At 66.8% G+C, this 20,305-nt stretch carries 13 protein-coding genes; 2 read left to right on the top strand and 11 right to left on the bottom strand.

Annotation, left to right across the window (positions count from 1 at the left end; all coding sequences use genetic code 11):
• The first annotated feature begins 24 nt into the window (after positions 1-24).
• Positions 25-3,270: a S41 family peptidase gene (locus QN347_RS00905; RefSeq protein WP_322160658.1), complete on the top strand. Its 3,246-nt coding sequence runs from the start codon at positions 25-27 to the stop codon at positions 3,268-3,270.
• Positions 3,271-3,348: 78 nt separating this feature from the next.
• Entirely contained in the window at positions 3,349-5,247 is a 1,899-nt protein-coding gene (locus QN347_RS00900) for a S9 family peptidase (RefSeq protein ID WP_322160656.1), read from the top strand.
• A gap of 155 nt (positions 5,248-5,402) precedes the next feature.
• Here the strand turns inward: QN347_RS00900 and QN347_RS00895 are convergent, their stop codons facing one another.
• From QN347_RS00895 to clpA, 11 genes are all read right to left on the bottom strand, one after another.
• Positions 5,403-6,434 carry a cell wall hydrolase gene (locus QN347_RS00895; RefSeq protein ID WP_322160655.1) on the bottom strand — a complete coding sequence of 344 codons (1,032 nt, stop codon included), beginning with the start codon at positions 6,432-6,434 and terminating at the stop codon, positions 5,403-5,405.
• Positions 6,435-6,565: 131 nt separating this feature from the next.
• Entirely contained in the window at positions 6,566-9,415 is a 2,850-nt protein-coding gene (locus tag QN347_RS00890; RefSeq protein ID WP_322160653.1) for a pitrilysin family protein, read from the bottom strand.
• Positions 9,416-9,617: 202 nt separating this feature from the next.
• Positions 9,618-9,800 carry a hypothetical protein gene (locus QN347_RS00885; protein WP_133190271.1) on the bottom strand — a complete coding sequence of 61 codons (183 nt, stop codon included), beginning with the start codon at positions 9,798-9,800 and terminating at the stop codon, positions 9,618-9,620.
• On the bottom strand, positions 9,800-10,957 hold the full coding sequence (gene tgt, locus QN347_RS00880; RefSeq protein WP_322160651.1) for a tRNA guanosine(34) transglycosylase Tgt: 1,158 nt from the start codon (positions 10,955-10,957) through the stop codon (positions 9,800-9,802). Before tgt ends, QN347_RS00885 begins: the two co-directional genes overlap by 1 nt.
• 112 nt (positions 10,958-11,069) lie before the next feature.
• Complete coding sequence (locus QN347_RS00875) at positions 11,070-11,753, bottom strand: DUF1013 domain-containing protein (protein ID WP_133190267.1); 684 nt, start codon at positions 11,751-11,753, stop codon at positions 11,070-11,072.
• Between the two features lie 104 nt (positions 11,754-11,857).
• Positions 11,858-12,895 carry a glycosyltransferase family 4 protein gene (locus tag QN347_RS00870; protein ID WP_133190265.1) on the bottom strand — a complete coding sequence of 346 codons (1,038 nt, stop codon included), beginning with the start codon at positions 12,893-12,895 and terminating at the stop codon, positions 11,858-11,860.
• A 5-nt stretch (positions 12,896-12,900) separates the two neighbouring features.
• Positions 12,901-13,800 (bottom strand): UDP-2,3-diacylglucosamine diphosphatase, encoded by a 900-nt coding sequence (locus tag QN347_RS00865; protein WP_322160648.1) that lies wholly within the window; start codon positions 13,798-13,800, stop codon positions 12,901-12,903.
• Between the two features lie 162 nt (positions 13,801-13,962).
• Positions 13,963-15,657, bottom strand: a complete 1,695-nt coding sequence (locus tag QN347_RS00860) for an AMP-binding protein (protein WP_322160646.1) — start codon at positions 15,655-15,657, stop codon at positions 13,963-13,965.
• A gap of 68 nt (positions 15,658-15,725) precedes the next feature.
• Positions 15,726-15,920 carry a hypothetical protein gene (locus tag QN347_RS00855; protein ID WP_133190257.1) on the bottom strand — a complete coding sequence of 65 codons (195 nt, stop codon included), beginning with the start codon at positions 15,918-15,920 and terminating at the stop codon, positions 15,726-15,728.
• Between the two features lie 56 nt (positions 15,921-15,976).
• Positions 15,977-17,662 carry a diguanylate cyclase gene (locus QN347_RS00850; RefSeq protein ID WP_323493947.1) on the bottom strand — a complete coding sequence of 562 codons (1,686 nt, stop codon included), beginning with the start codon at positions 17,660-17,662 and terminating at the stop codon, positions 15,977-15,979.
• Between the two features lie 182 nt (positions 17,663-17,844).
• Positions 17,845-20,172, bottom strand: coding sequence for an ATP-dependent Clp protease ATP-binding subunit ClpA (gene clpA, locus QN347_RS00845; protein ID WP_322160642.1), 2,328 nt, complete (start codon positions 20,170-20,172; stop codon positions 17,845-17,847).
• Between the last annotated feature and the right edge of the window lie 133 nt (positions 20,173-20,305).

The following is a 20,305-nucleotide window of genomic DNA, read 5'->3' as shown; positions in this document are numbered from 1 at the left end:
ATAACGACGAAACGGGGCTCCTTCATGACATTTCAACGCCTTGCGCTGGCGGCTGCGGGCCTGCTCGCCTCGACCACTCTGGCCGCACCGCGCGCGCCGGCGCAGGAGGCCAGGCCCGCCTTCGCCGAGCCGACGCTCTCCCCCGACGGCGCGCTGATCGCCTTCGCCTCGGGCGGCGACATCTGGGAGGTCGCGGCGAACGGCGGTGTCGCGCGCCCGCTCGTCACCGACGCGGCGACCGAGGCGCGCCCGCTCTATTCGCCCGACGGAACCAAGCTCGCCTTCACCTCGACGCGCGGCGGCAATGCCAACATCTATGTGCTCGATCTGGCGAGCGGCGCGGTGACGCGGTTGACCTATGCCGAGGCGGGCGAGGAGCTCGATGCCTGGTCGCCCGACGGCAAATATCTGTACTTCGCCTCGGGCGTCGCCGATGTCGGCCGCCAGGCCGATATCTTCCGCATTGCGCTCGACGGCGGCACGCCGATGCAGGTCAGCCGCGAGACCTATCTCGCCGAGTTCCAGGCCGCGCCGTCGCCCGATGGCAGCACGCTTGCGATCAACACGCGCGGGATCAGTGCGGGGCAGTGGTGGCGCAACGGCACGTCGCACATCGACCAGACCGAATTGTGGCTCAAGCCGGTGGCGGAGGGCGGGGCGTATCGCCGTCTGCTGGCGGATGGGGAGAAGCACGCCTGGCCGATGTGGAGCCGCGACGGTGCCAGCCTCGTCTATATGAGCGCGAAGGGCGGGCCCGAGAATCTCTGGCGCATCGGCGTCGGCGCGGGGGCGGCGCCCGAGCAGCTAACGCACTTCACGAGCGGCCGCGTTCTGTACCCGTCGATGGCGGCAAAGGGGTCGGGGGTCGTGTTCGAACGCGATTTCGGTGTGTGGCGCTACGATCCCACGACGGGGCAGGCCGCCGCGGTGCCGATTACGCTGCGCGGGGCTGCGAGCACGACGCCGCGCCGCCACGAACAGCTGCAGAGCTTCTCGCGCCTGGCGCTTTCGAGCGACGGACAGAAGGTCGCGGTGATCGGGCATGGCGAAGTGTTCGCGACGTCGGCCAAGGACGGCGGTACGGCGCAGCGCGTGACCAACACGCCGGGTGCCGAGCGCGAAGTGGTCTGGTCGCCCGACAGCCGCCGCGCGCTCGTCATTTCGGAGCGCGGGCTCGCGCATTGCCTCGTCGAATATGACGTCGCAAGCGGGCGCGAGACCGTGCTGACGCGCCAGGGGATCGCGTCCGCGCCCACCTACGCGCCCGACGGCAAGTCGGCCGCCTATGTCCTCGACGATCGCGAGCTCCACGTCGTGACGCTCGCGGGCGGCGCCGATCGTACGCTGTTCACCGGCGCGATCGCGACCGACGAGCGCGATGGCCCGCGCCCGACCTGGTCGCCCGATGGCCAGTATATCGCCTTCCCGTTGCTCGATTCGCGCTCGTTCGTGAACGTCCATGTCGTCCCCGCCGCAGGTGGCGCGGCGCGGCCGGTCAGTTTCCTCGCCAACGGCCAGATGGGCGGGATCGCCTGGTCGCCCGACGGCACCTACATCCTCTTCGACACCGCGCAGCGCAGCGAGGATTCGCGGATCGTGCGGATCGATCTGCTGCCGCACGTGCCGAAGTTCAAGGAAGACAAGTTCAGCGACCTGTTCAAGCCCGGCAAACAGCCCGGCACGCCCGACACGCCGTCTGACACGCCCACGCCGCCGACGCCCAAGCCGCTGCCCGTCGCAGCGAAGAAGGGGGCCGCGCCGCCGACCCCCGCGCCGAAGGTGAAGCCGGTGTCGATCGTGTGGGAGGGCCTGCGCGCGCGCGCGACGATCCTGCCGCTCGGGCTCAATGCCGATACGCCGGTGATCAGCCCCGATGGCAAGACGCTCGTCTTCCGCGCGCGCGAGAAGGGCCGCGCCAACCTCTACAGCTACACCCTCGACGAGCTCGCCGACGAGCCGCCGGTCGCGCAGCAACTCACGCAGAGCGACCGGCCGAAGGGCGATTTCGCGCTCGCGGGCGACGGCAAGACGCTCTTCTATCTCGACGGCGGCCGCGTGATTTCGACGCCGCTCGACAGCCCTAAGCCCAAGCCGATTCCGGTCGGCGCCGAAATGGACGTCGACTTCGCGACCGAGAAACAGATCGTGTTCGACGAGGCGTGGAGCATCCTCGACCGCAAATTCTTCGATGCGAAATTCAACGGCCAGGACTGGAAGGCGCTGCGTGCGCGCTTCCAGCCCTATATCGCCGGGGCCCGCACGCCCGACGAGGAGCGGCGGATCATCAATCTGATGATCGGCGAGCTCAACGCCTCGCATTCGGGCATTTCGCTCAGTCCCGGCGCGCCCGGCAGCGCACGCCCCAATCGCGTCGGCGATCTCGGGCTGCGCTTCGATCGCGCCGCCTATGATGCCGGACGGGGTCTGATCGTGCGCGACGTGGTGCGGCTCGGCCCCGCGGCGATCGAAAAGATCGCTCCCGGCGACCGGATCGTCAGCGTCGGCGGCGTCGCGATCGGCGCGCATGGCAATATCGATGCGCTGCTCGAGAACAGCGTCGGCCGCCGCGTCGCGCTCGGCGTCGTTGGCGCGACTGGTCAGCGCAGCGTCGTCGTCCGGCCGATCTCGGTCGGCGCGGCGGCGGGGCTCGCGTACCGCCAATGGGTCGATGATCGCCGCGCGCTGGTCGATCGGCTGTCGGGCGGCAAGCTCGGCTATGTCCACATCGCCGACATGTCGTCCGAATCGCTCGACCAGCTCTATCTCGATCTCGATGCCGAGAATCAGCGGCGGCAAGGCGTCGTCGTCGACATCCGCAACAACAATGGCGGCTTCATCAACGGCTATGCAATCGACGTGTTCGCGCGCGCCAATTATCTGACGATGACGCCGCGCGACCTGTTCCCGCTGCCCGGCCGCCAGGCGCTCGGCCAGCGTGCCCTCGGCAAGCCGACCGTGCTCGTCACCAACGAATCGTCGCTGTCGGACGCCGAGGATTTCACCGAGGGCTATCGCGCGCTCGGCCTCGGCAAGGTGGTGGGGCAGCCGACCGCGGGGTGGATCATCTTCACCGGCGGCGAGCCGCTGATCGACGGCTCGTCGGTGCGCACGCCCGGAACGCGGATCCAGGACGGCCGCGGCCAGGACATGGAAATGCACCCGCGCCCGGTCGACGTCACGGTGACGCGGCCGCTCGGCGAAGGCACCGGCACCGATGCGCAGTTGAGCGCGGCGGTCGACGTGCTGCTCGCGCAGGTGGGGAAGCCGTAATCGATCGGCGCAGCGACGCGATTGCTCCGCCGCCGCACTGTGCTATCCCGCTCCATCACTCGACGGAGCTTCCCTGCCATGCGCCTCAGCCTGTTCGCTTTTCTGCTCGCCGCTTCCGCCAGCCCGGCGCTCGCCGCACCCACGGTGCATTCCTATGGCGGGCTCGCGCTGTCGGCGCAGGGCGACCGGATCGCGACGATTGACGGCGAGGGCAGCAAGACCAGCATCACGATTCGCGCGACGAGCGGCAAGGTGCTGCGCAGCTTCGATCCGTGCGGCGCCCTGTGTTCGGTGTCGGGTCTGACCTTCGCGCCAGACGGCAGCCTCGCCTATCTCACGCGCGACAAGAAGGCCGGGCTCGTCACGCTGTTCGTCGACCATGACGGCAAGCCGCATACGGTCGCGACGATCAGCGGCATCGCACAGACGCCGCGTTTCTCGCCCGACGGGTCGCGCATCGCCTTGCTCGTCACGATCGGCGCGGCGAAGGAAGCGGGCGCTGCGCAGGCCGGCGTGCGCCAGATCGGCGAGATCGGCGAGAAGAGCGACGAGCAGCGGCTCGCCGTGTTCGACGTGAGCGGCAGCATGACGGCGGACAAGGTTCAGCCGCTTTCGCCGGCCGATCGCTACATTTACGAATATGACTGGACGCCCGACGGCAGCGGCTTCGTCGTCACCTCGGCGCTCGGCAATGGCGACAACAATTGGTGGGTCGCGACGCTCGACGCGGTCGACGCCAAGACCGGCGCGGTGCGCACGATCGCCAAGCCCAGGACACAGCTCAACTTCCCGCGCGTCTCGCCCGACGGCAAGACCGTCGCCTATATCGGCGGGTTGATGAGCGATTTCGGCTCGGTCGGCGGCGATGTCTGGACCGTGCCCTTCGCCGGCGGCGAACCACGCAACACGCAGCCCAACAGCAAGCTGACGGTGACGTCGCTTGTGTGGCGCGACGCCGCCATCCGCGGCACCGCGCTACGCGGCGACCGGATGGGGCTCTATGCCGAGCGCGCAAGCACCGATGGTTTCGGCTGGAGCCGCCCGTCGAACCTCGCCGCGGGCGATGCCAAGGCCGCGTGGAGCGCCGATGGCAAGACCGTCGCCACGGTGGTGCAGGACTTCACGCATGCCCCAGCGATCTTCGCCGGCCCGGTCGATGCGCCCGTCCAGATCACGCACGACAATGACGCGATCCCGGCCAAGATGACCGCGCGCAGCATCAGCTGGAAGAATGACGGCTTCGACGTCCAAGGCTGGCTGCTCGCCCCGCTCGGCGCCGATCCCAAGGCGAAGGCGCCGATGATCACGATCGTCCATGGCGGTCCGTCGGCGGCGAACGTGCCGTATTTCGGCGGCGGCTACGGCGCGATGCTCGATGCCGGCTATTACATCTTCCTGCCCAATCCGCGCGGCAGCTACGGCCAGGGCGAGGCCTTCACCGCCGCCAACAAGCGCGATTTCGGCGGCGGCGATCTGCGCGACATCCTCACCGGGATCGACGCGGTCGAGAAGGTCGCCCCGGTCGACGACGCGCGGCTCGGCCTGACCGGCGGCAGCTATGGCGGCTTCATGGCGATGTGGGCGAACACGCAGACCAACCGCTTCAAGGCGATCGTCGCGGGGGCAGGGCTGTCGAACTGGGTGAGCTATTACGGCACCAACGGCATCGACCAGTGGATGCTGCCGTTCTTCGGCAAGACGCTGTACGAGGATCGCAAGGCCTATGAGGATGTCTCGGCGGTCAATTTCATCAAGAACGCCAAGACGCCGACCTTCATCTATGTCGGCGAGCGCGACATCGAGGTGCCGCCGACGCAGTCGATCGAATATTGGCACGGGCTGAAGGACATGGGCGTTCCGACCAGCCTGGTGATCTATCCCGAGGAAGGCCACGGCATCCGCGCGCCGGCCAATTCGGCCGACGTCGTCGCGCGCACGCGGGCGTGGTTCGACACGTATCTGGCGGCGAAGAAGTAAGGGAGGTTCGTCGCGAACGGTAGATACCGCACTCCGTTCGGGCTGAGCGTGTAGACGCCCCACGCTCCGCTCGCGCACCGTGCGCAAGCGGAGAGCGGCCCTTCGACGAGCTCAGGGCGAGCGGGGGGAGGGCGAGGCGCTACCGAGAGTCGAGTTCAGCGCAGCGGCTTGCCCGAGTCTTTCCAGCGATCGAGGATCTGTGAGTCACCCGGGAGCGTATCCGCAGCCGGGGTTGCAGGGGCGATCGGCGTGCCGCTTTGCGCATAGGCCGACTGGATCGTGACCGGCTTGGCCGCGGGCAGCGCAGGCGTCACGACGGCTGCCGTCATAAGAGCCGGCGGATCGAGCCGCGGATGCGGGCCCGGGATCGGCTCGCCGCCCAGATACGGCTGGCGGAACGCCGCCGGCGTGCCCCAGCCGCCCTGCCAGCGATGGAAGAAATGCGCGCCGATCGCCGCCGTCATCACGAGGCTGCGGTTCCACGCCGGGGTGACGGCATAGGTATGGTAATGCGTCGCGAGCCCGACTTGCGGCATCACGTGCCCGTTGAGCGCCGCGGCGGCGACCTTCAACGCGCGCAGCCAATAGGCCTGCGACGGGCTCCCACGCTGGAGCGCGCCATCGCACGCGAAGCTGAACTGGCAACCGGTATGTTCCGAGCCCTGGAACACCACGCCGCACACCGTCGCCGGGAAGGCCGGGTGCCGCACGCGGTTGAGGATCACCTGCGCGACGGCTTGCTGCCCGGCATCGGGCTCGCTCGCGGCTTCATAATAGATCGCGGTGGTCAGGCATTGCAGCGCGCGCCCGCGATCGATCGCGCTCGCGCGCGCCATCGAAAAGGGGAGGGCGGGACGGACCGATGTGTCCCCCGCGAGCGCCGCCGCGCCGACCGGGAGCGGCAGGTCGGGGAGTGCGATCGTCCCGGTCGCGCCGCGCGCCGGGGCGCTGTCGCTCTGCACCGCATCGTCGGCCGCGTTGAAATACGCCGCGCCGGGGAAATGATCCTCGATCTCATAACCGCTCGGCGCAGGGGCGTGCTGCGCCGCCCTGGCGTGCTGGAGGATGATCGCGCGAAGCGCCGCATGCGCCGATACGCCCGCGAGCACGAGCGCGCACAGGCCGACGGCACCGAGCTTGCTCAGCCGCCGCATCTTCACCCAGCCAAGGACCGCCTGCAAATACACGCGCGCGCTTTAGCCGATTTTGGCGCGCTGCGATGCTGCTGATTTAGGGGTGTCTCGCGACGATACGATTGGTGGTTAATGCAGGGGGTCGGTCACCCCGGCGCGGCCGGGGTGACGGTTGCAGGGATCGCTCAGCGCAGCGCCGCGCTGTCGAGCTTGAGCACGTCCGCGCCGATGACCTCGACGTTCGGATAGGCCTTGCGCAGCTCGGGCAGGAACAGCTTCGCATCGCCGACCACCACGACGCTAGCCGCCGCTGGATCGAGCAGCTTTGCCGCTGCCGCCTGCACCGCCGCCGGATCGACCGCCGACACGCGCTGCGTGTACTGCCCGAGCTCGCTCAGCGGCAGGCCCTGGACGACATAGCCGCCGACCGTCCCGGCGATCCCGCCCGTCGTCTCGGTCGCACGGCCGAAATTGCCGACCAACACCGCTTTGCGCGTATCGAGCTCGGCCGCGCTGACGGGTTCGGCACCAAGCCGCTTCATTTCGGCGAGGATGATCGACACCGTCTCGGGCGCGCTCGGATTCTTGGTCGAGGTGCGCGCGGCGACGACGCCCGGCAGGCGACCGGCCTGCAGGCTGCTCCCGGCGCCATAAGCAAGCCCGCGCTTGATGCGGATCTCCTGGTTGAGCCGCGACGAGAAACCGCCGCCGAGCACCGTATTGGCGACCGCCGCAGGATAATAAGCCGGATCGCTGCGCGCGATTCCCGGGCGCGCCACGACGACCCCGGCCTGGCCCGCGCCCGGCATGTCGACCACGACGACGCGCGGCTTTGGTATGGTGCGGACGATTGGGCGACGTGGAACATCCTCGTATTGAATTTCTGCGGTTGAGCCGTCCCAGGTGCCGAAGCTTTGCTCGGCCAAAGCTTTGGCAGCGGTCGGAGTGACGTCGCCGACCAGAACCAGCGCCGCTGTGTCGGCTTTCCAAGCTTGCGCATAGGCGCGCTCGATGTCGGCACGTGTGATCGCCTTCAACGACGTCGGCGTGCCCGTCAGCGGATGCGCATAAGGCGCGTCGCCCAAGGCGACACGCGCGGCGACGAGCCCACCCAGCTGGCTCGGATTCTTTATCGCGACCTGGACACCATCGATCGTCTGCGCGCGGGCCCGTTCGATCTCCTCCGGCGCGAACACCGGATTGCGCGCGACGTCCGCCAGGATCGCGAGCGCGGGGGAGGCCTGGTCGGACTTGACCGTCACCTCGACGCTCGATCCGTCGAAGCTCGCATCGCTCGAGATCGAGCCGCCGAGCGACTCGATCTGGCGTGCGATCTCGGTCGCCGAGCGCGTCTTGGTCCCCTTGGTCAGCAGATCGGCGGTCAGGTTGCCCAATCCGGCGCGGTTCGCCGGATCGAGCGCGCCGCCGCCCTGCGCGACGAGCAACGCGGTGAGCAGCGGCAGGTCGTGCTTCTCGACCACGACGACGCGCATCCCGTTGGCGAGCGCGAATTCGTGCGTCACCGGTGCGGCTGCGGCGATCGCGGCGGCGGGCGGCGGCGGGGCGATGCGGTCGGCAGCGCTCGCGGGCGTCACCACCTCGATCTTGCCGGGCGCGACCAATGGCGTGACAACGACGGTGTCGGCGACTTCGATCCGGTCGTTCTGCGGTGCCTTGGCGGCCGCATCCTCGGGGAGATACTGGATCGTCGCCGAACGCTGGTCGCGCAGATATTTGGCGGCGACGCGCTGGACGTCGGCGGCGGTGACGCGGCCGATCGCGGCGAGCTGCCGGTCGGCGGCGCGCGCGTCGCCGTCGATGATCACCGACGAGGCGATCGTGCGGCCCTTGCCCTCGGCAGTCTCGCGCGCCTGGAGTGCGCTCGTCAGGATCTCGTTCTTCGCCTCGGCGAGTTCGGCGGCACTCACCGGGGTATCGCGCAGCCGCGCGACTTCGCGGCGCAGCGCTGTCTCGCCCGCTGCTGCGGTCTTTCCGCCCGCGAGGATCGCGAACACCGCGAGATTGCCCGGGCCTTGCTTCGAATCGAGTACGCTCTCGGCGCTCTGTGCGAGCTGGTCGCGATAGACGAGCGATTCGTACAACCGCGAGCTCTCGCCCTGCGACAGCACCGCGTTGAGCACGCTCAATGCGGGGCCGTCGGGATGGTTGTCGGCCGGGATCGGATAGCTGATCATCACCGCAGGCAGCGGCGTATTGGCTTCGTGAACGACGTAATGCGTCGCCTTGGTGCGCTCGGGCTCGGCCACGGTGACGCGCGGGATCGGAGTCGCCGGGCGCTTGATCTTCGCGAAATACTGGTCGACCCAGCCATCGAGCTGCGCCGCATCGAAATTGCCCGAGACGACGAGCACGGCATTGTCGGGCCGGTAATAGGTCGCGTGGAACGCGCGGACGTCGTCGATTTGCGCGCTCTCGAGATTGTCGAGGCTGCCGATCGTGCCGCGTGCGTACGGATGACGCATGTAGGACACTGCGGGGAAATAGAGCGAGAACAGCTTGCCGTAGGGACGAGCGTTGGTGTTCTGGCGCAGCTCCTCCTTCACCACGTCGCGTTCGGAGGCGAAGCTCTTGGGCTCGACAACGAGCGCGGCCATGCGGTCGGCCTCGGCGAACAGCAGCCGCTGAAGGTGGTTCGCCGGGATCGTCTCGTGATATTCGGTGTAATCGTCATTGGTCGAGGCGTTGTTGTTGCCGCCGACATCCTCGGTCAGCCGGTCGAACTGTTCGGAGACGAGGTTGCGCGTCGCCTTGAACATCAAATGCTCGAACATGTGCGCGAAGCCCGAACGCCCGGCGGGATCGTCCTTCGAGCCGACATCGTACCAGACCTGCACCGAGACGTTGGGCGTGGTCGTGTCGCGAATCGCATAGACGCGCAGGCCATTGGCGAGCGTGCGCTCGGTAAAGGCGATTGGCTTGATCGCGGGGGCGGGTGTGGTCGGAGCGGGTTGCGCGGTGGCGGCGGTGAGCGGGAGCAGGGCGGCGCCCAGCAGGAGGGCGGCACGGGACAGCATAAAGGGAGGCTCCGGATGGGGGCGGCGTTGCGCCCCTGTGTCGCGCGGCAGCGGGGGCTGTGTCAATCAGATGGCACACCACCCGATACATCGTCACCCCGGCCTTGTGCCGGGGGCCACTCCGATGCTTGCGCAGCGTTCGATGATCGCACGGTGACTACGCGGCACGGTGGACCCCGGCACAAGGCCGGGGTCACGGCGCTTACGGCTTCTTCGAGCGGTTCACGTAGAGCAGCGCCGCCGCCAGCGCGGCCGATCCGACACCCACCCCGATCGCGATCGGCGCGACCGGCCAGTTGCCGTGCTTCTCACCCTTCGCTTCGGCGGCATCACGGACGCGCTTGTGTTCGAGCGCGGCGGCTTCGATTTCGTTGATCTTGGACATTACACCCTCTCTGCGTGGCTCTCATATGCCTGTCGGAACGCATCGGCGAAGGCTTTGAGCCGCCCCGCCGCGATTGCTGCCCTCAGGTCGGCCATCATCGCCTGATAGAACCACAGATTGTGCTCGGTCATCAACATCGCGCCAAGGATTTCCCCGGATCGGACCAAATGGTGCAGATAGGCGCGGCTCCCACCGTGCTCGGGATGCTGGCAGGTCGGGCAGCCGCACGCGGGATCGAGCGGCCCCTGGTCCTCGGCGAATTTCGCGTTGCGGATGTTGATCGGGCCGTTGCGCGTGAACGCCTGGCCGGTGCGCCCCGAGCGCGTCGGCAGCACGCAGTCGAACATGTCGATCCCGCGCTCGACCGCGCCGACGATGTCGGTCGGCTTGCCGACGCCCATCAGGTAGCGCGGCTTGTCGACGGGAAGCTGGCCCGGCGCGAAGTCGAGACACGCGAACATCGCCTCCTGCCCTTCGCCGACCGCGAGCCCGCCGACCGCATAGCCGTCGAACCCGATGTCGATCAGTGCCGCCGCGCTGTCGCCGCGCAGCGTCTGGTCGAGCGCACCTTGCTGGATGCCGAAGATCGCGGCGCCCTCGGCATGCGCGCCGCCGCCGTCGAACGCATCGCGCGAGCGCTTGGCCCAGCGCATCGAGCGCGCCATTGCGGCTGCCTGCACTTCGGGCGTCGAGGTGGTCGGCACCAGCTCGTCGAACGCCATCACGATGTCCGAGCCGAGCAGCCGCTGGATTTCGATCGAGCGCTCCGGGCTGAGCGTGTGGCGCGAGCCGTCGAGGTGCGACTTGAAGGTCACGCCATTCTCGTCGCGCTTGGTCAGGTCGGACAGGCTCATCACCTGATAGCCGCCGCTGTCGGTGAGGATCGGGCGGTCCCAGCCCATGAAATCGTGCAAGCCCCCCAATCGCGCGACGCGTTCGGCGCCGGGGCGGAGCATCAAGTGATAGGTGTTGCCGAGCAGGATGTCGGCGCCGGTTGCGCGGACGTCGGCGGGCTTGACGCCCTTGACCGTCGCGGCGGTGCCGACGGGCATGAAAGCCGGGGTGCGGATCGTGCCGCGGCGCATCGCGATTTCGCCGGTCCGCGCCTTGCCGTCGGTGGCGTGGATGGTGAAATCGAAGCGGGGAGGCTGGGTCATCTTACTTCCCGGACCCCTTCTGCCGTCATTCCCGCAAAAGCGGGAATCCCGCTTCTTCTCCGGGCCGGCGGTAGAAGCGGGACCCCCGCTTTCGCGGGGGTGACAGATTACATCAGCGCTTGAACAGCGTCTCGGCGGTCGGCTCGGCGCGCGGGGCGACGACTTCGCCATTCTCGGCGGCTTCGGCGTCGCGCGCGAGCTGGTCGCGCTGCGCGCGCAGCTCGGTGATCAGCGCTTCGCGGTCACCCTCGAGCCGCGTGTCGACCGGAGCTTCGAGGCCAGCCGCCTTGGCGGCCTTGGCGACCGCCGCATCGAGCTCGCGCTGCGTCGTCAGGCCGAGCGTCACCGGATCCTTCGGGGTGATGTTGGCGATATTCCAGTGGCTGCGGTCGCGGATCGCCGCGATCGTCGTGCGCGTCGTGCCGATCAGCAGGCCGATCGCGCCGTCGCTGATCTCGGGATGGTTGCGGATGATCCACGAAATGCCGTCGGGCTTGTCCGACCGCTTCGACACCGGGGTGTAGCGCGGCCCCTTGGTGCGGCGGACCTGCTCGGGCCCCTTGAGGATCTTGAGCGTGTACTCCGGATCGGCCTGGCCCTTGTCGATCTCGTCCTGCGTCAGCTCGTGCGCACGGATCGGGTCGCGGCCGGTCAGCTTGGTCGCGGCGGTGTCATCGGCGATCGCCTGGACCTCGAGGATGTGCAGGCCGCAAAATTCGGCGATCTGCTCGAAGCTGAGCGCGGTATTGTCGACGAGCCAAGCGGCGGTCGCGTGCGGCATGAGCGGCTGGGCCACGGGATACTCCTCAAAAACGGAAAGGGCCGCCCCTTTCGGAGCGGCCACTTATGCTGACATGCAATGTAGAGCGAATGCGGGGGGGTGGCAAGCGCGGTTGCACGCTAGGCCGCGATCGCCTCGGGATGCTCCACGGGAACGAGCGCACCGAGGAACTGGCGCGCGCTCGCTTCCCAGGTGAAGGTCTGGCCATAAGCCGCGCAGGCGGCACGGTCGCGGGTCAGCGCGGTGGCGATCGCGGTGTCGAGATCCTCGTCCATTGCGCCGACCTGCGGGGTGAGCACATCGACTGGCCCGGTCACTGGGTAGGCCGCGACGGGGGTGCCGCTGGCGAGCGCTTCGATCATCACCAGGCCGAACGTGTCGGTGCGGCTCGGGAAAACGAAGACGTCGGCGGCGGCATAGGCGCCGGCGAGATCGGCGCCGAACAATGGCCCGAGGAAATGCGCGTCGGGGTAGCGCGCGACAAGCGTGGCGCGTGCCGGGCCGTCGCCGACGATCACCTTGGTGCCGGGATGCTTGGCGGTAAGGAACGCCTCGATATTCTTCTCGACCGCGACGCGCCCGACATAGAGCTGGATCGGCCCGCCGCTCGTCGCCTTGAGCGCTTCGATCGCTGCAAGCGGGGCGACTTGCGGACCAAACGTCCCGAGATCGACGCCGCGGCCCCAGTGGCGGATCTTGGTGAGGTCATGCGACTTGAGCGTCGCCGCGATCGACGGCGTTGAGGCGAGGATCGACTGGGCGGGCCAGTGGAACCAGCGAATGTAGCGCCACACCCATTCGGGGTTCACCCCGGTCCGCGCCGAGACGTAATCGGGGAACTGCGTATGATAGGCGGTGGTGAAGGGAAACCCGCGCGTCAGGCACCAGCGCCGCGCGGCAAGGCACACTGGCCCCTCGGTCGCGAGGTGGATCGCGTTGGGCGCGAAATCGGCGAGCATCTTGCCGACGCTCGCGGTGCTGGCAAAGGCCAGGCGGATCTCGGGATAGGTCGGGCACGGCATCGAATAGAACAGATCGGGCGAGACGATCAGCACCTCATGGCCCTGGCGCTCGAGTTCGGCACGCACCGCTTGCAAGGTGCGCACGACCCCGTTGACCTGGGGGCTCCATGCATCGGTGGCGATGGCGATCCGCACGCGGGTCAGGCCGCCAACATCTCGATCTGCGCCGTCGGCCGGGACGTTTCCCGCGCGGCAATCTCGTCGGCCCAGTGCAGCAATTCCATTCTCCCGTCGAAATGCTCGACCAAGGCCGTGCAGCCTTCCACCCAGTCGCCGTCGTTATAATAGGCAATGCCGTTGATATCACGGAACTCGGCGGTGTGGATATGGCCGCAAACGACCCCGTCGACACCACGCGCGCCAGCCGCCTGCGCGACGATCTCTTCGTAATTGGAGATGAACTGGACCGCGTTCTTCACCTTGGCCTTGGCATGCTTCGACAGCGACCAATAGGGCAAGCTGAAAGCGCGGCGATAGGCGTTCACCCAGCGATTGAGCGCCATCATGAATTCGTACGCCGCATCGCCGACATGCGCCAGCCAGCGGTGCGCGAGGGTGATTGCATCGAATTCGTCGCCATGCTGCACCAACAACCGACGCCCGTCGGCGGTTTCATGCACCGCGTTGCGGCGGATCGCGATGCCGCCGAAATCGAGCCCGCAGAACTGGCGGACGACTTCGTCGTGATTGCCGGGGATGTAGACGACATGCGCGCCGCGCTTGGCGCGCTTGAGCAGGCGCCACACGACGTCGTTATGTGCGGCGGGCCAGTAGAATTTCTTCTTGAGCCGCCAGCCGTCGATGATGTCGCCGACGAGATAGAGCGTCTCGCTGTCGACATGGTCGAGAAAGTCGATCAGCAGATCGGCATTGCAGCCGCGCGTGCCGAGATGGATGTCGGAGATCCAGATCGTGCGATAGCGCCGACGCTCGCTGATCGTCCGCTCGGGGATCGACGGTTGCGAGTGCGCGAAGTCCGCCAGATCGGCGATCGTGCCGCCCGACAGACCATTCATTGCGATCTTGGTCACAGCGTCCATCGTCGACAACCCCGAAGCCTTACTGGTCTTGGGTCTATGCAGACAGATTGTTACAATCGGAATCGTTGACCTTCACGCAACTGTCATACGGTGCGCAGCCACTCCGCTATTCCCAAGAAAGCCAGGCACCCGGTTTCTTGGGAATGACGGGCGGGGAAGCGGTCATACGGCCGGCGTCTCCGCCATCACCTCGGCGATCAGATCCTTGCGGCTGAGCTTGCCGATCATTGTCTTGGGCATCGTCAGGCGGATCACCACGTCGTCCACCCTTTCGTGCCGCCCGAGCTGCGGGTTGAGCCAGTCGCGCAACTCCGCGCCGGTCGCCGCGACCTCCTCGTTGAGCGTGACATACGCGCGCGGCTGCTCGCCGCGATACGGGTCGGGGAGGCCGATCACCATCGCTTCCTTGACCGCAGGATGATGGTGCAGGATCGCCTCGATCTGGCTCGGGAAGACCTTGAAGCCCGATACCGACAGCATGTCCTTCAACCGGTCGACGATCCGCACGAAGCCGTCTTCGTCGATCGTGCCGACATCGCCGGTGCGCAGCCAGCGCCCTGCGGCATTGGTGACGAACACTTCGCCATCGGCGTCGGGCCGGTTCCAATAGCCCTTCATGATCTGCGGCCCCTTCGCGACAATCTCGCCTGGCTCGCCGGGGGGCGGGGGCTGGGTCGGATCGGCCTTGTCGACGAGCCGCAGATGCGTCGACGGGATCGGCTGGCCGATGCTGCCGGTCTTGCCGGGCCGCTCGTACGGATTGGCCGACAGCACGCCCGAGCTTTCCGACAGGCCATAGCCCTCGACCACGGTCGCCCCGGTCGCCGCTTCGAACTTCGCCTTCAACTCGGCCGCGAGCGGTGCGCCGCCCGAGATGCAGACGCGCAACGACGAGAAATCGGTCTTGGTGATGTCGGGATGGTCGAGCAGCGCCTGGTACATCGTCGGCACGCCCGGAAGCGCGGTCGCCTTGGTCCGCGTGATCGCGCCGAGCACCGCGCCAGCCTCGAAGCGCGGCAGCATCACGATGCATCCGCGGTTGAGCACGGTACGGTTGAGCACGCAGGTGTTGGCGAAGACGTGGAACAGCGGCAGCACGCCGAGAATACGGTCGGGTTCGTTCGGGTGCGGGTCGATCCCCATTACCTGCCGCGCATTGGCCGACAGATTCTGGTGCGTCAGCATCGCGCCCTTGGGGGTGCCGGTGGTACCACCGGTATATTGGATCAACGCGACGTCGGCGATCGGATCGATCGTCGCGGGCGCGTGCTTGCCGTCATTGGCGATCAGCCCCGAAAAGCTCAGGATGCGCGGATCGTTCGGGCGCGGCGTGACTTCCTTGCGCTTGAACAGCCGGTAGAGGATCGATTTCGAGGCGGGCAGCGCACCCGCGATCGACCCGACGATCAGCCGCTCGAGCTGGCTGGTCTCGAGCACTTTCAGCGCGGTCGGGAGCAGCGCGCTGGCGGACAGCGTGAACAGCACGCGCGTCCCCGAATCCTCGACTTGATGTGCGAGCTCGGCAACGGTGTAGAGCGGCGAGAAATTGACCACCGTCGCGCCGAGCTTGAGGATGCCGTAATAGGCCGCGAGATAATGCGGCGCATTGGGCAGGAACAGCCCGATCCGGTCACCCGGACCATAGCCCAGCGCCTGCAACCCCGCCGCGACGCGATTGGCGCCGTCGAGCGTCTCGGCATAACTGTAATGCCGCCCGAGGAAATCGATCAGCGGCGCCTTGCCCGCGCTGGCGGCCGATTGATCGAACATATCCACCACCGAAAGCGGCGGATAGACGCTGTCCCAGGCAGTGGGGTGACGATAGGATTCGTGCCAAACGGCTTCAGGATCGCTCATTGACACGTGTGTAAGCAAGCCTTCCGTTCCCGGCAACCCACCGGCGCCGTCCGCGGATAGTCAGCGGATTACAAATGGTTTCCCGTCCAGGTCACCAGCACCGAAATGCCGACGAGACCGAGATCGATCGCGGCCTTCATCCGATGCGGCGCGGGGTCGGTTGAATCATGGGTGAGGATCTGGATATCGGCGCTCGGATGGCGCGCCACCGCGATCAGCGCGACGACTGCGACGAACCCGACCATGATGCGACGGTTGCGCACAGCATATCCCCTTGGGCTGCGCTTGTACGCTCAGTGCCGATTCGCGGCAAGGCGTCTCACGCGGCGATGCGGTCGGGCAGCGCGCGGATCCGCGCGCGATCGCGCCCGGCGCTCTTGGCGTCGTACAAGGCCCGGTCGGCGGCGCCGTAGAGCGCCTTCCAATCGACTTCACGGTGCAATGGGCCAATGCATTTGCCGATGCTCGCGGTCACCGCGACGTCGTACGGCATCCGCGTCGCGCGCAATCGGTCGAGAATGTCGCGGGGTTCGATCGGGGTGTCGGCGGGAAGCACGATCGCAAATTCCTCGCCGCCGATCCGCGCGACGAGCGCCGCGTCGGGAACCGACAGTTGCAGCGTGCGCGCGACCGCGCGGAGCACGTCGTCGCCGCCGTCATGGCCGATCGTTTCGTTGATCAGCTTGAAATGGTCGAGATCGAGGATGAGCAGCATTTGCTCGCCCGTGCGCCCGATCGCGGCCGCCAGAAAGGCACGGCGGTTGAGCAGGCCGGTCAGCGGATCGATCTCGGCGAGCAACAGCGCGGCGAGCTCGCCTTCGCGCGCGGCATCGCGCTCGAGACTGAGCACGCGCACGCGGTAGGCAATCTTAAAGCTCGACAGCAAGGCTTCGAGTGTCATCATCACGATCGTCGAATTGTCGATCCAGAAGTTCCACTGGATCAGGCTGAGCCCGCTCGCCACGCGGAAGCAGGCGACGAATACGGGCGCACCCCAGGCGAGTGCGAACAGCCACAGATAGTTGCTCCGCGTCCGCCACGCGCGCCACAGCATCGGTCCCACGACAAGCAATTGGCCGGCAAACGCCAAGGTAAAGCAGCGGTCGAGCAGCCAGACATTGCTCGGCCCGAACAGCGCATAGCCGAGCGTCGCCGCGAGCATCGTCGCGGCGGCAACGGTGAACAGTCGCCCCAGCCCGCCTGCAAAGACGCGCGGCTCGAAAAAGGTCCGCGCAAACAGCAGGGCCGCCACCGCCGATACGCCGAGCGTAAGGTAGTTGATGCGCATCCGGTCGTTATTGGCAAGCTCGGGCCAAGCCCAGGCGAGCGCGCCCGACGAGGAAATGGCGTAGCACAACAAGCCCAGCACCATCGCGCAATACGCAAGCTGGAATCGATGTCGCAGCGTCGCCCACAGCGCCAGATTATAGGTGAACAGCGCGATGCACAGGCCGGCGAACCCGCCATACAGCGCGGCCAGCAGCAGGTTCGATCGCACGGCTTGTTCGGGCGTCGCGATCCGCGCATCGCGCAGGATGCCGCGCAGGTTGGCAGCACCCTCGACATGCCAGAGCAATCGAACCAGCGGTGCACCGCGCGCGGGCAGCGGCTGGCCGACGATCGCGCCGAGCTGGATATGCCGCATCGTGCCTTGTTGATCGAGCCGTTGCGATACGATCGTGCCATCGGCGTAGAGCGCGTAGAGCGTCACGGCGCGCTGCCACAGGCTGGCGACGCGGATTTCGACCGGACCCGATCGCTGCACCGGAACCGAGCGGACCCAGTAATCGCCGCCGCCAAGCGTCGTCTGTTGCGGATTGCAGTCGAAGCGTGTCGTGCCGACAAACAGCGACTGCGGCGTCATCCCAGGGTGGGCGCGGACGACACAGACAGAGACCGGCTGGCCGGATCGGTCGGTCTGCGCAGTGACGGGGCGTGACCAGCCAAGCGCCAGCAGAACAGCGGCGACAAGGCTCAAAAGACGGTAGTGCGGCGCACTTTGCATAGCGGCGCCATAGAGCGCCTTTGACGAAAAGACCGTTAATGCGGCTGGAGGGATTGCGGCGGAAGGGATTGCGGCTGGACGGATTGCAGCTGGGCGCAATCTCGATCGCCGGGCCAGCGGTCTCTACGGCAAACAGGACCGCCGGGCGCGAACGCGGTGTTCGCACCCAGCGGTCATATCGGTCACTTTACCGCGGTCGTGTCCTTGTCGGTGCGGCTCACCGGCTTCTTCTTGGGCTTCTTGGGTGGGGCCGAAGTGATCTCGAACGCAAGCGCGTTGTCCTTCAGCTTGACCGTCACCTCGCCGCCATGGACCAGCTTGCCGAACAGCAATTCCTCGGCGAGCGGCTGCTTGATCTTTTCCTGGATCAAACGGCCCATCGGGCGGGCACCGTAGAGCTTGTCATAGCCCTTGGTGGTGAGCCACGTCTTCGATTCGTCGTCGAGCTTGATATGGACGTTGCGGTCAGCCAGCTGCAGCTCGAGCTGCAGGATGAACTTGTCGACCACGCGCGCGACCACTTCGGTCGGCAGATAGCCGAACGGCACGATCGCATCGAGGCGGTTGCGGAACTCGGGCGTGAACATCTTCTGCACCGCCTGCTCGTCCTCGCCCTCACGGGTGAGGTTGCCGAAGCCGAGCGTTTCGCGCGCCATGTCGCTGGCACCCGCATTGGTCGTCATGATCAGGATGACGTTGCGGAAGTCGACCGTCTTGCCGTGCTGGTCGGTCAGGCGTCCGTTGTCCATCACCTGCAACAGGATGTTGAACAAATCGGGATGCGCCTTCTCGATCTCGTCGAGCAACAGCACCGAATGCGGCTGCTGGTCGATCGCATCGGTGAGCAAACCGCCCTGGTCGAACCCGACATAGCCCGGCGGCGCACCGATCAGCCGCGAGACCGAGTGGCGTTCCATATATTCGGACATGTCGAACCGCTGGAGCGGAATCCCCATGATCGTCGCGAGCTGCTTGGCGACTTCGGTCTTGCCGACGCCCGTCGGGCCGGTGAACAGATAGTTGCCGATCGGCTTCTCGGGATCGCGCAAGCCAGCGCGCGACAGCTTGATCGCCGACGCCAGCTTCTCGATCGCGGCATTCTGCCCGAACACCACGCGCTTGAGATCGGTCTCGAGCGATTCGAGCGCTTTGGTGTCGTCGGTCGAGACCGACTTTGGCGGGATGCGCGCCATCGTCGCGATGACCTGCTCGATCTCGCGGCTGGTGATCGTCTTCTTGCGCTTGGCAAGCGGCACCAGCATCTGCATCGCGCCGACTTCGTCGATCACGTCGATCGCCTTGTCGGGCAGCTTGCGGTCGTTGATGTAGCGCGCGCTGAGCTCCACCGCCGACTTGATCGCGTCGGGGGTGTACTTGACCTTGTGATGGTCCTCGAACGCCGAGCGCAGGCCCGCGAGAATCTTGATCGTGTCCTCGATCGTCGGCTCGTTGACGTCGATCTTCTGGAAGCGCCGCAGCAGCGCGCGGTCCTTCTCGAAGTGGTTGCGGAACTCCTTGTACGTCGTCGAGCCGATGCAGCGGATCGTCCCGCCCGACAGCGCCGGCTTCAACAGGTTCGACGCGTCCATCGCCCCGCCGCTGGTCGCGCCGGCACCGATCACGGTGTGGATCTCGTCGATGAACAGGATCGCATCGGGCATCTTCTCGAGCTCGGTGACGACCGCCTTGAGGCGTTCCTCGAAGTCACCGCGATAGCGCGTGCCGGCCAGAAGCGCGCCCATGTCGAGCGAGTAAATCACCGCCGGCAGCAGCACCTCGGGAACATTCCCCTCGACGATTTTCCGCGCGAGGCCTTCCGCGATCGCGGTTTTCCCGACACCGGGATCGCCGACATAAAGCGGGTTGTTCTTCGAACGACGGCACAGGATCTGCACGGTGCGATCGACCTCGGGGCCGCGACCGATCAGCGGATCGACCTTGCCCTTCTTGGCCTTCTCGTTGAGATCGACGCAGAACTGCTTGAGCGCAGACTCGCTCTTGCCCTTCTCGCCGGGCTTTTGCGGCTTCTCTTCCTCGACGCCCTTGGGAGTTGACGCTTCGGGTGCCGCGCCGCCCTTGCCGACGCCGTGGCTGATGAAGCTCACCGCATCGAGCCGGCTCATGTCCTGCTGCTGCAGGAAATAGACGGCATAGCTCTCGCGCTCGCTGAACAGAGCGACGAGCACGTTCGCGCCGGTCACTTCGTCGCGGCCCGACGACTGGACGTGGAGGATCGCGCGCTGGACGACGCGCTGGAAGCCGCTGGTCGGCGAGGGGTCGGTCGCCGCATCGACCTTCAAGGCTTCGAGCTCGGTATCGAGATAATGTTTGACGGTCGCGGTCAGCTCGGCGGTATCGACGTTGCACGACTGCATCACCTTCGAGGCATGCTCGTCATCGATCAGCGCCAGCAGCAAGTGTTCGAGCGTCGCATATTCGTGGCGACGTGACGACGCGGCTTCCAACGCCTTGTGAAGCGTGGTTTCAAGCGCGGAGGCAAAGGATGGCATCAGGTCTTCACTCCTTGCGGGCTGCGGCGAAAGCGCAGCCCTTTGCGCCTATGTTGGAAGGCGTATCCGCCACTGCAAGCACTTGAAAATCGTTCGCCGCCCTTACTGCCATCTTATAGCGGATAGGAGGGCT

The sequence above is a fragment of the Sphingomonas sp. 10B4 genome (assembly GCF_035019905.1).
In the GTDB taxonomy this organism is placed as follows: domain Bacteria; phylum Pseudomonadota; class Alphaproteobacteria; order Sphingomonadales; family Sphingomonadaceae; genus Sphingomonas; species Sphingomonas glacialis.
This window is presented reverse-complemented; position numbering and strand designations above follow the sequence as displayed.

Coding starts and splice junctions, on each gene's coding strand:
- QN347_RS00905 (WP_322160658.1), top strand. CDS start 25: ATGACATTTCAACGCCTTGCGCTGGCGGCTGCGGGCCTGCTCGCCTCG.
- clpA (WP_322160642.1), bottom strand. CDS start 20,172: ATGCCATCCTTTGCCTCCGCGCTTGAAACCACGCTTCACAAGGCGTTG.
- QN347_RS00865 (WP_322160648.1), bottom strand. CDS start 13,800: ATGGACGCTGTGACCAAGATCGCAATGAATGGTCTGTCGGGCGGCACG.
- QN347_RS00885 (WP_133190271.1), bottom strand. CDS start 9,800: ATGTCCAAGATCAACGAAATCGAAGCCGCCGCGCTCGAACACAAGCGC.
- tgt (WP_322160651.1), bottom strand. CDS start 10,957: ATGACCCAGCCTCCCCGCTTCGATTTCACCATCCACGCCACCGACGGC.
- QN347_RS00860 (WP_322160646.1), bottom strand. CDS start 15,657: ATGAGCGATCCTGAAGCCGTTTGGCACGAATCCTATCGTCACCCCACT.
- QN347_RS00900 (WP_322160656.1), top strand. CDS start 3,349: ATGCGCCTCAGCCTGTTCGCTTTTCTGCTCGCCGCTTCCGCCAGCCCG.
- QN347_RS00890 (WP_322160653.1), bottom strand. CDS start 9,415: ATGCTGTCCCGTGCCGCCCTCCTGCTGGGCGCCGCCCTGCTCCCGCTC.
- QN347_RS00850 (WP_323493947.1), bottom strand. CDS start 17,662: ATGCAAAGTGCGCCGCACTACCGTCTTTTGAGCCTTGTCGCCGCTGTT.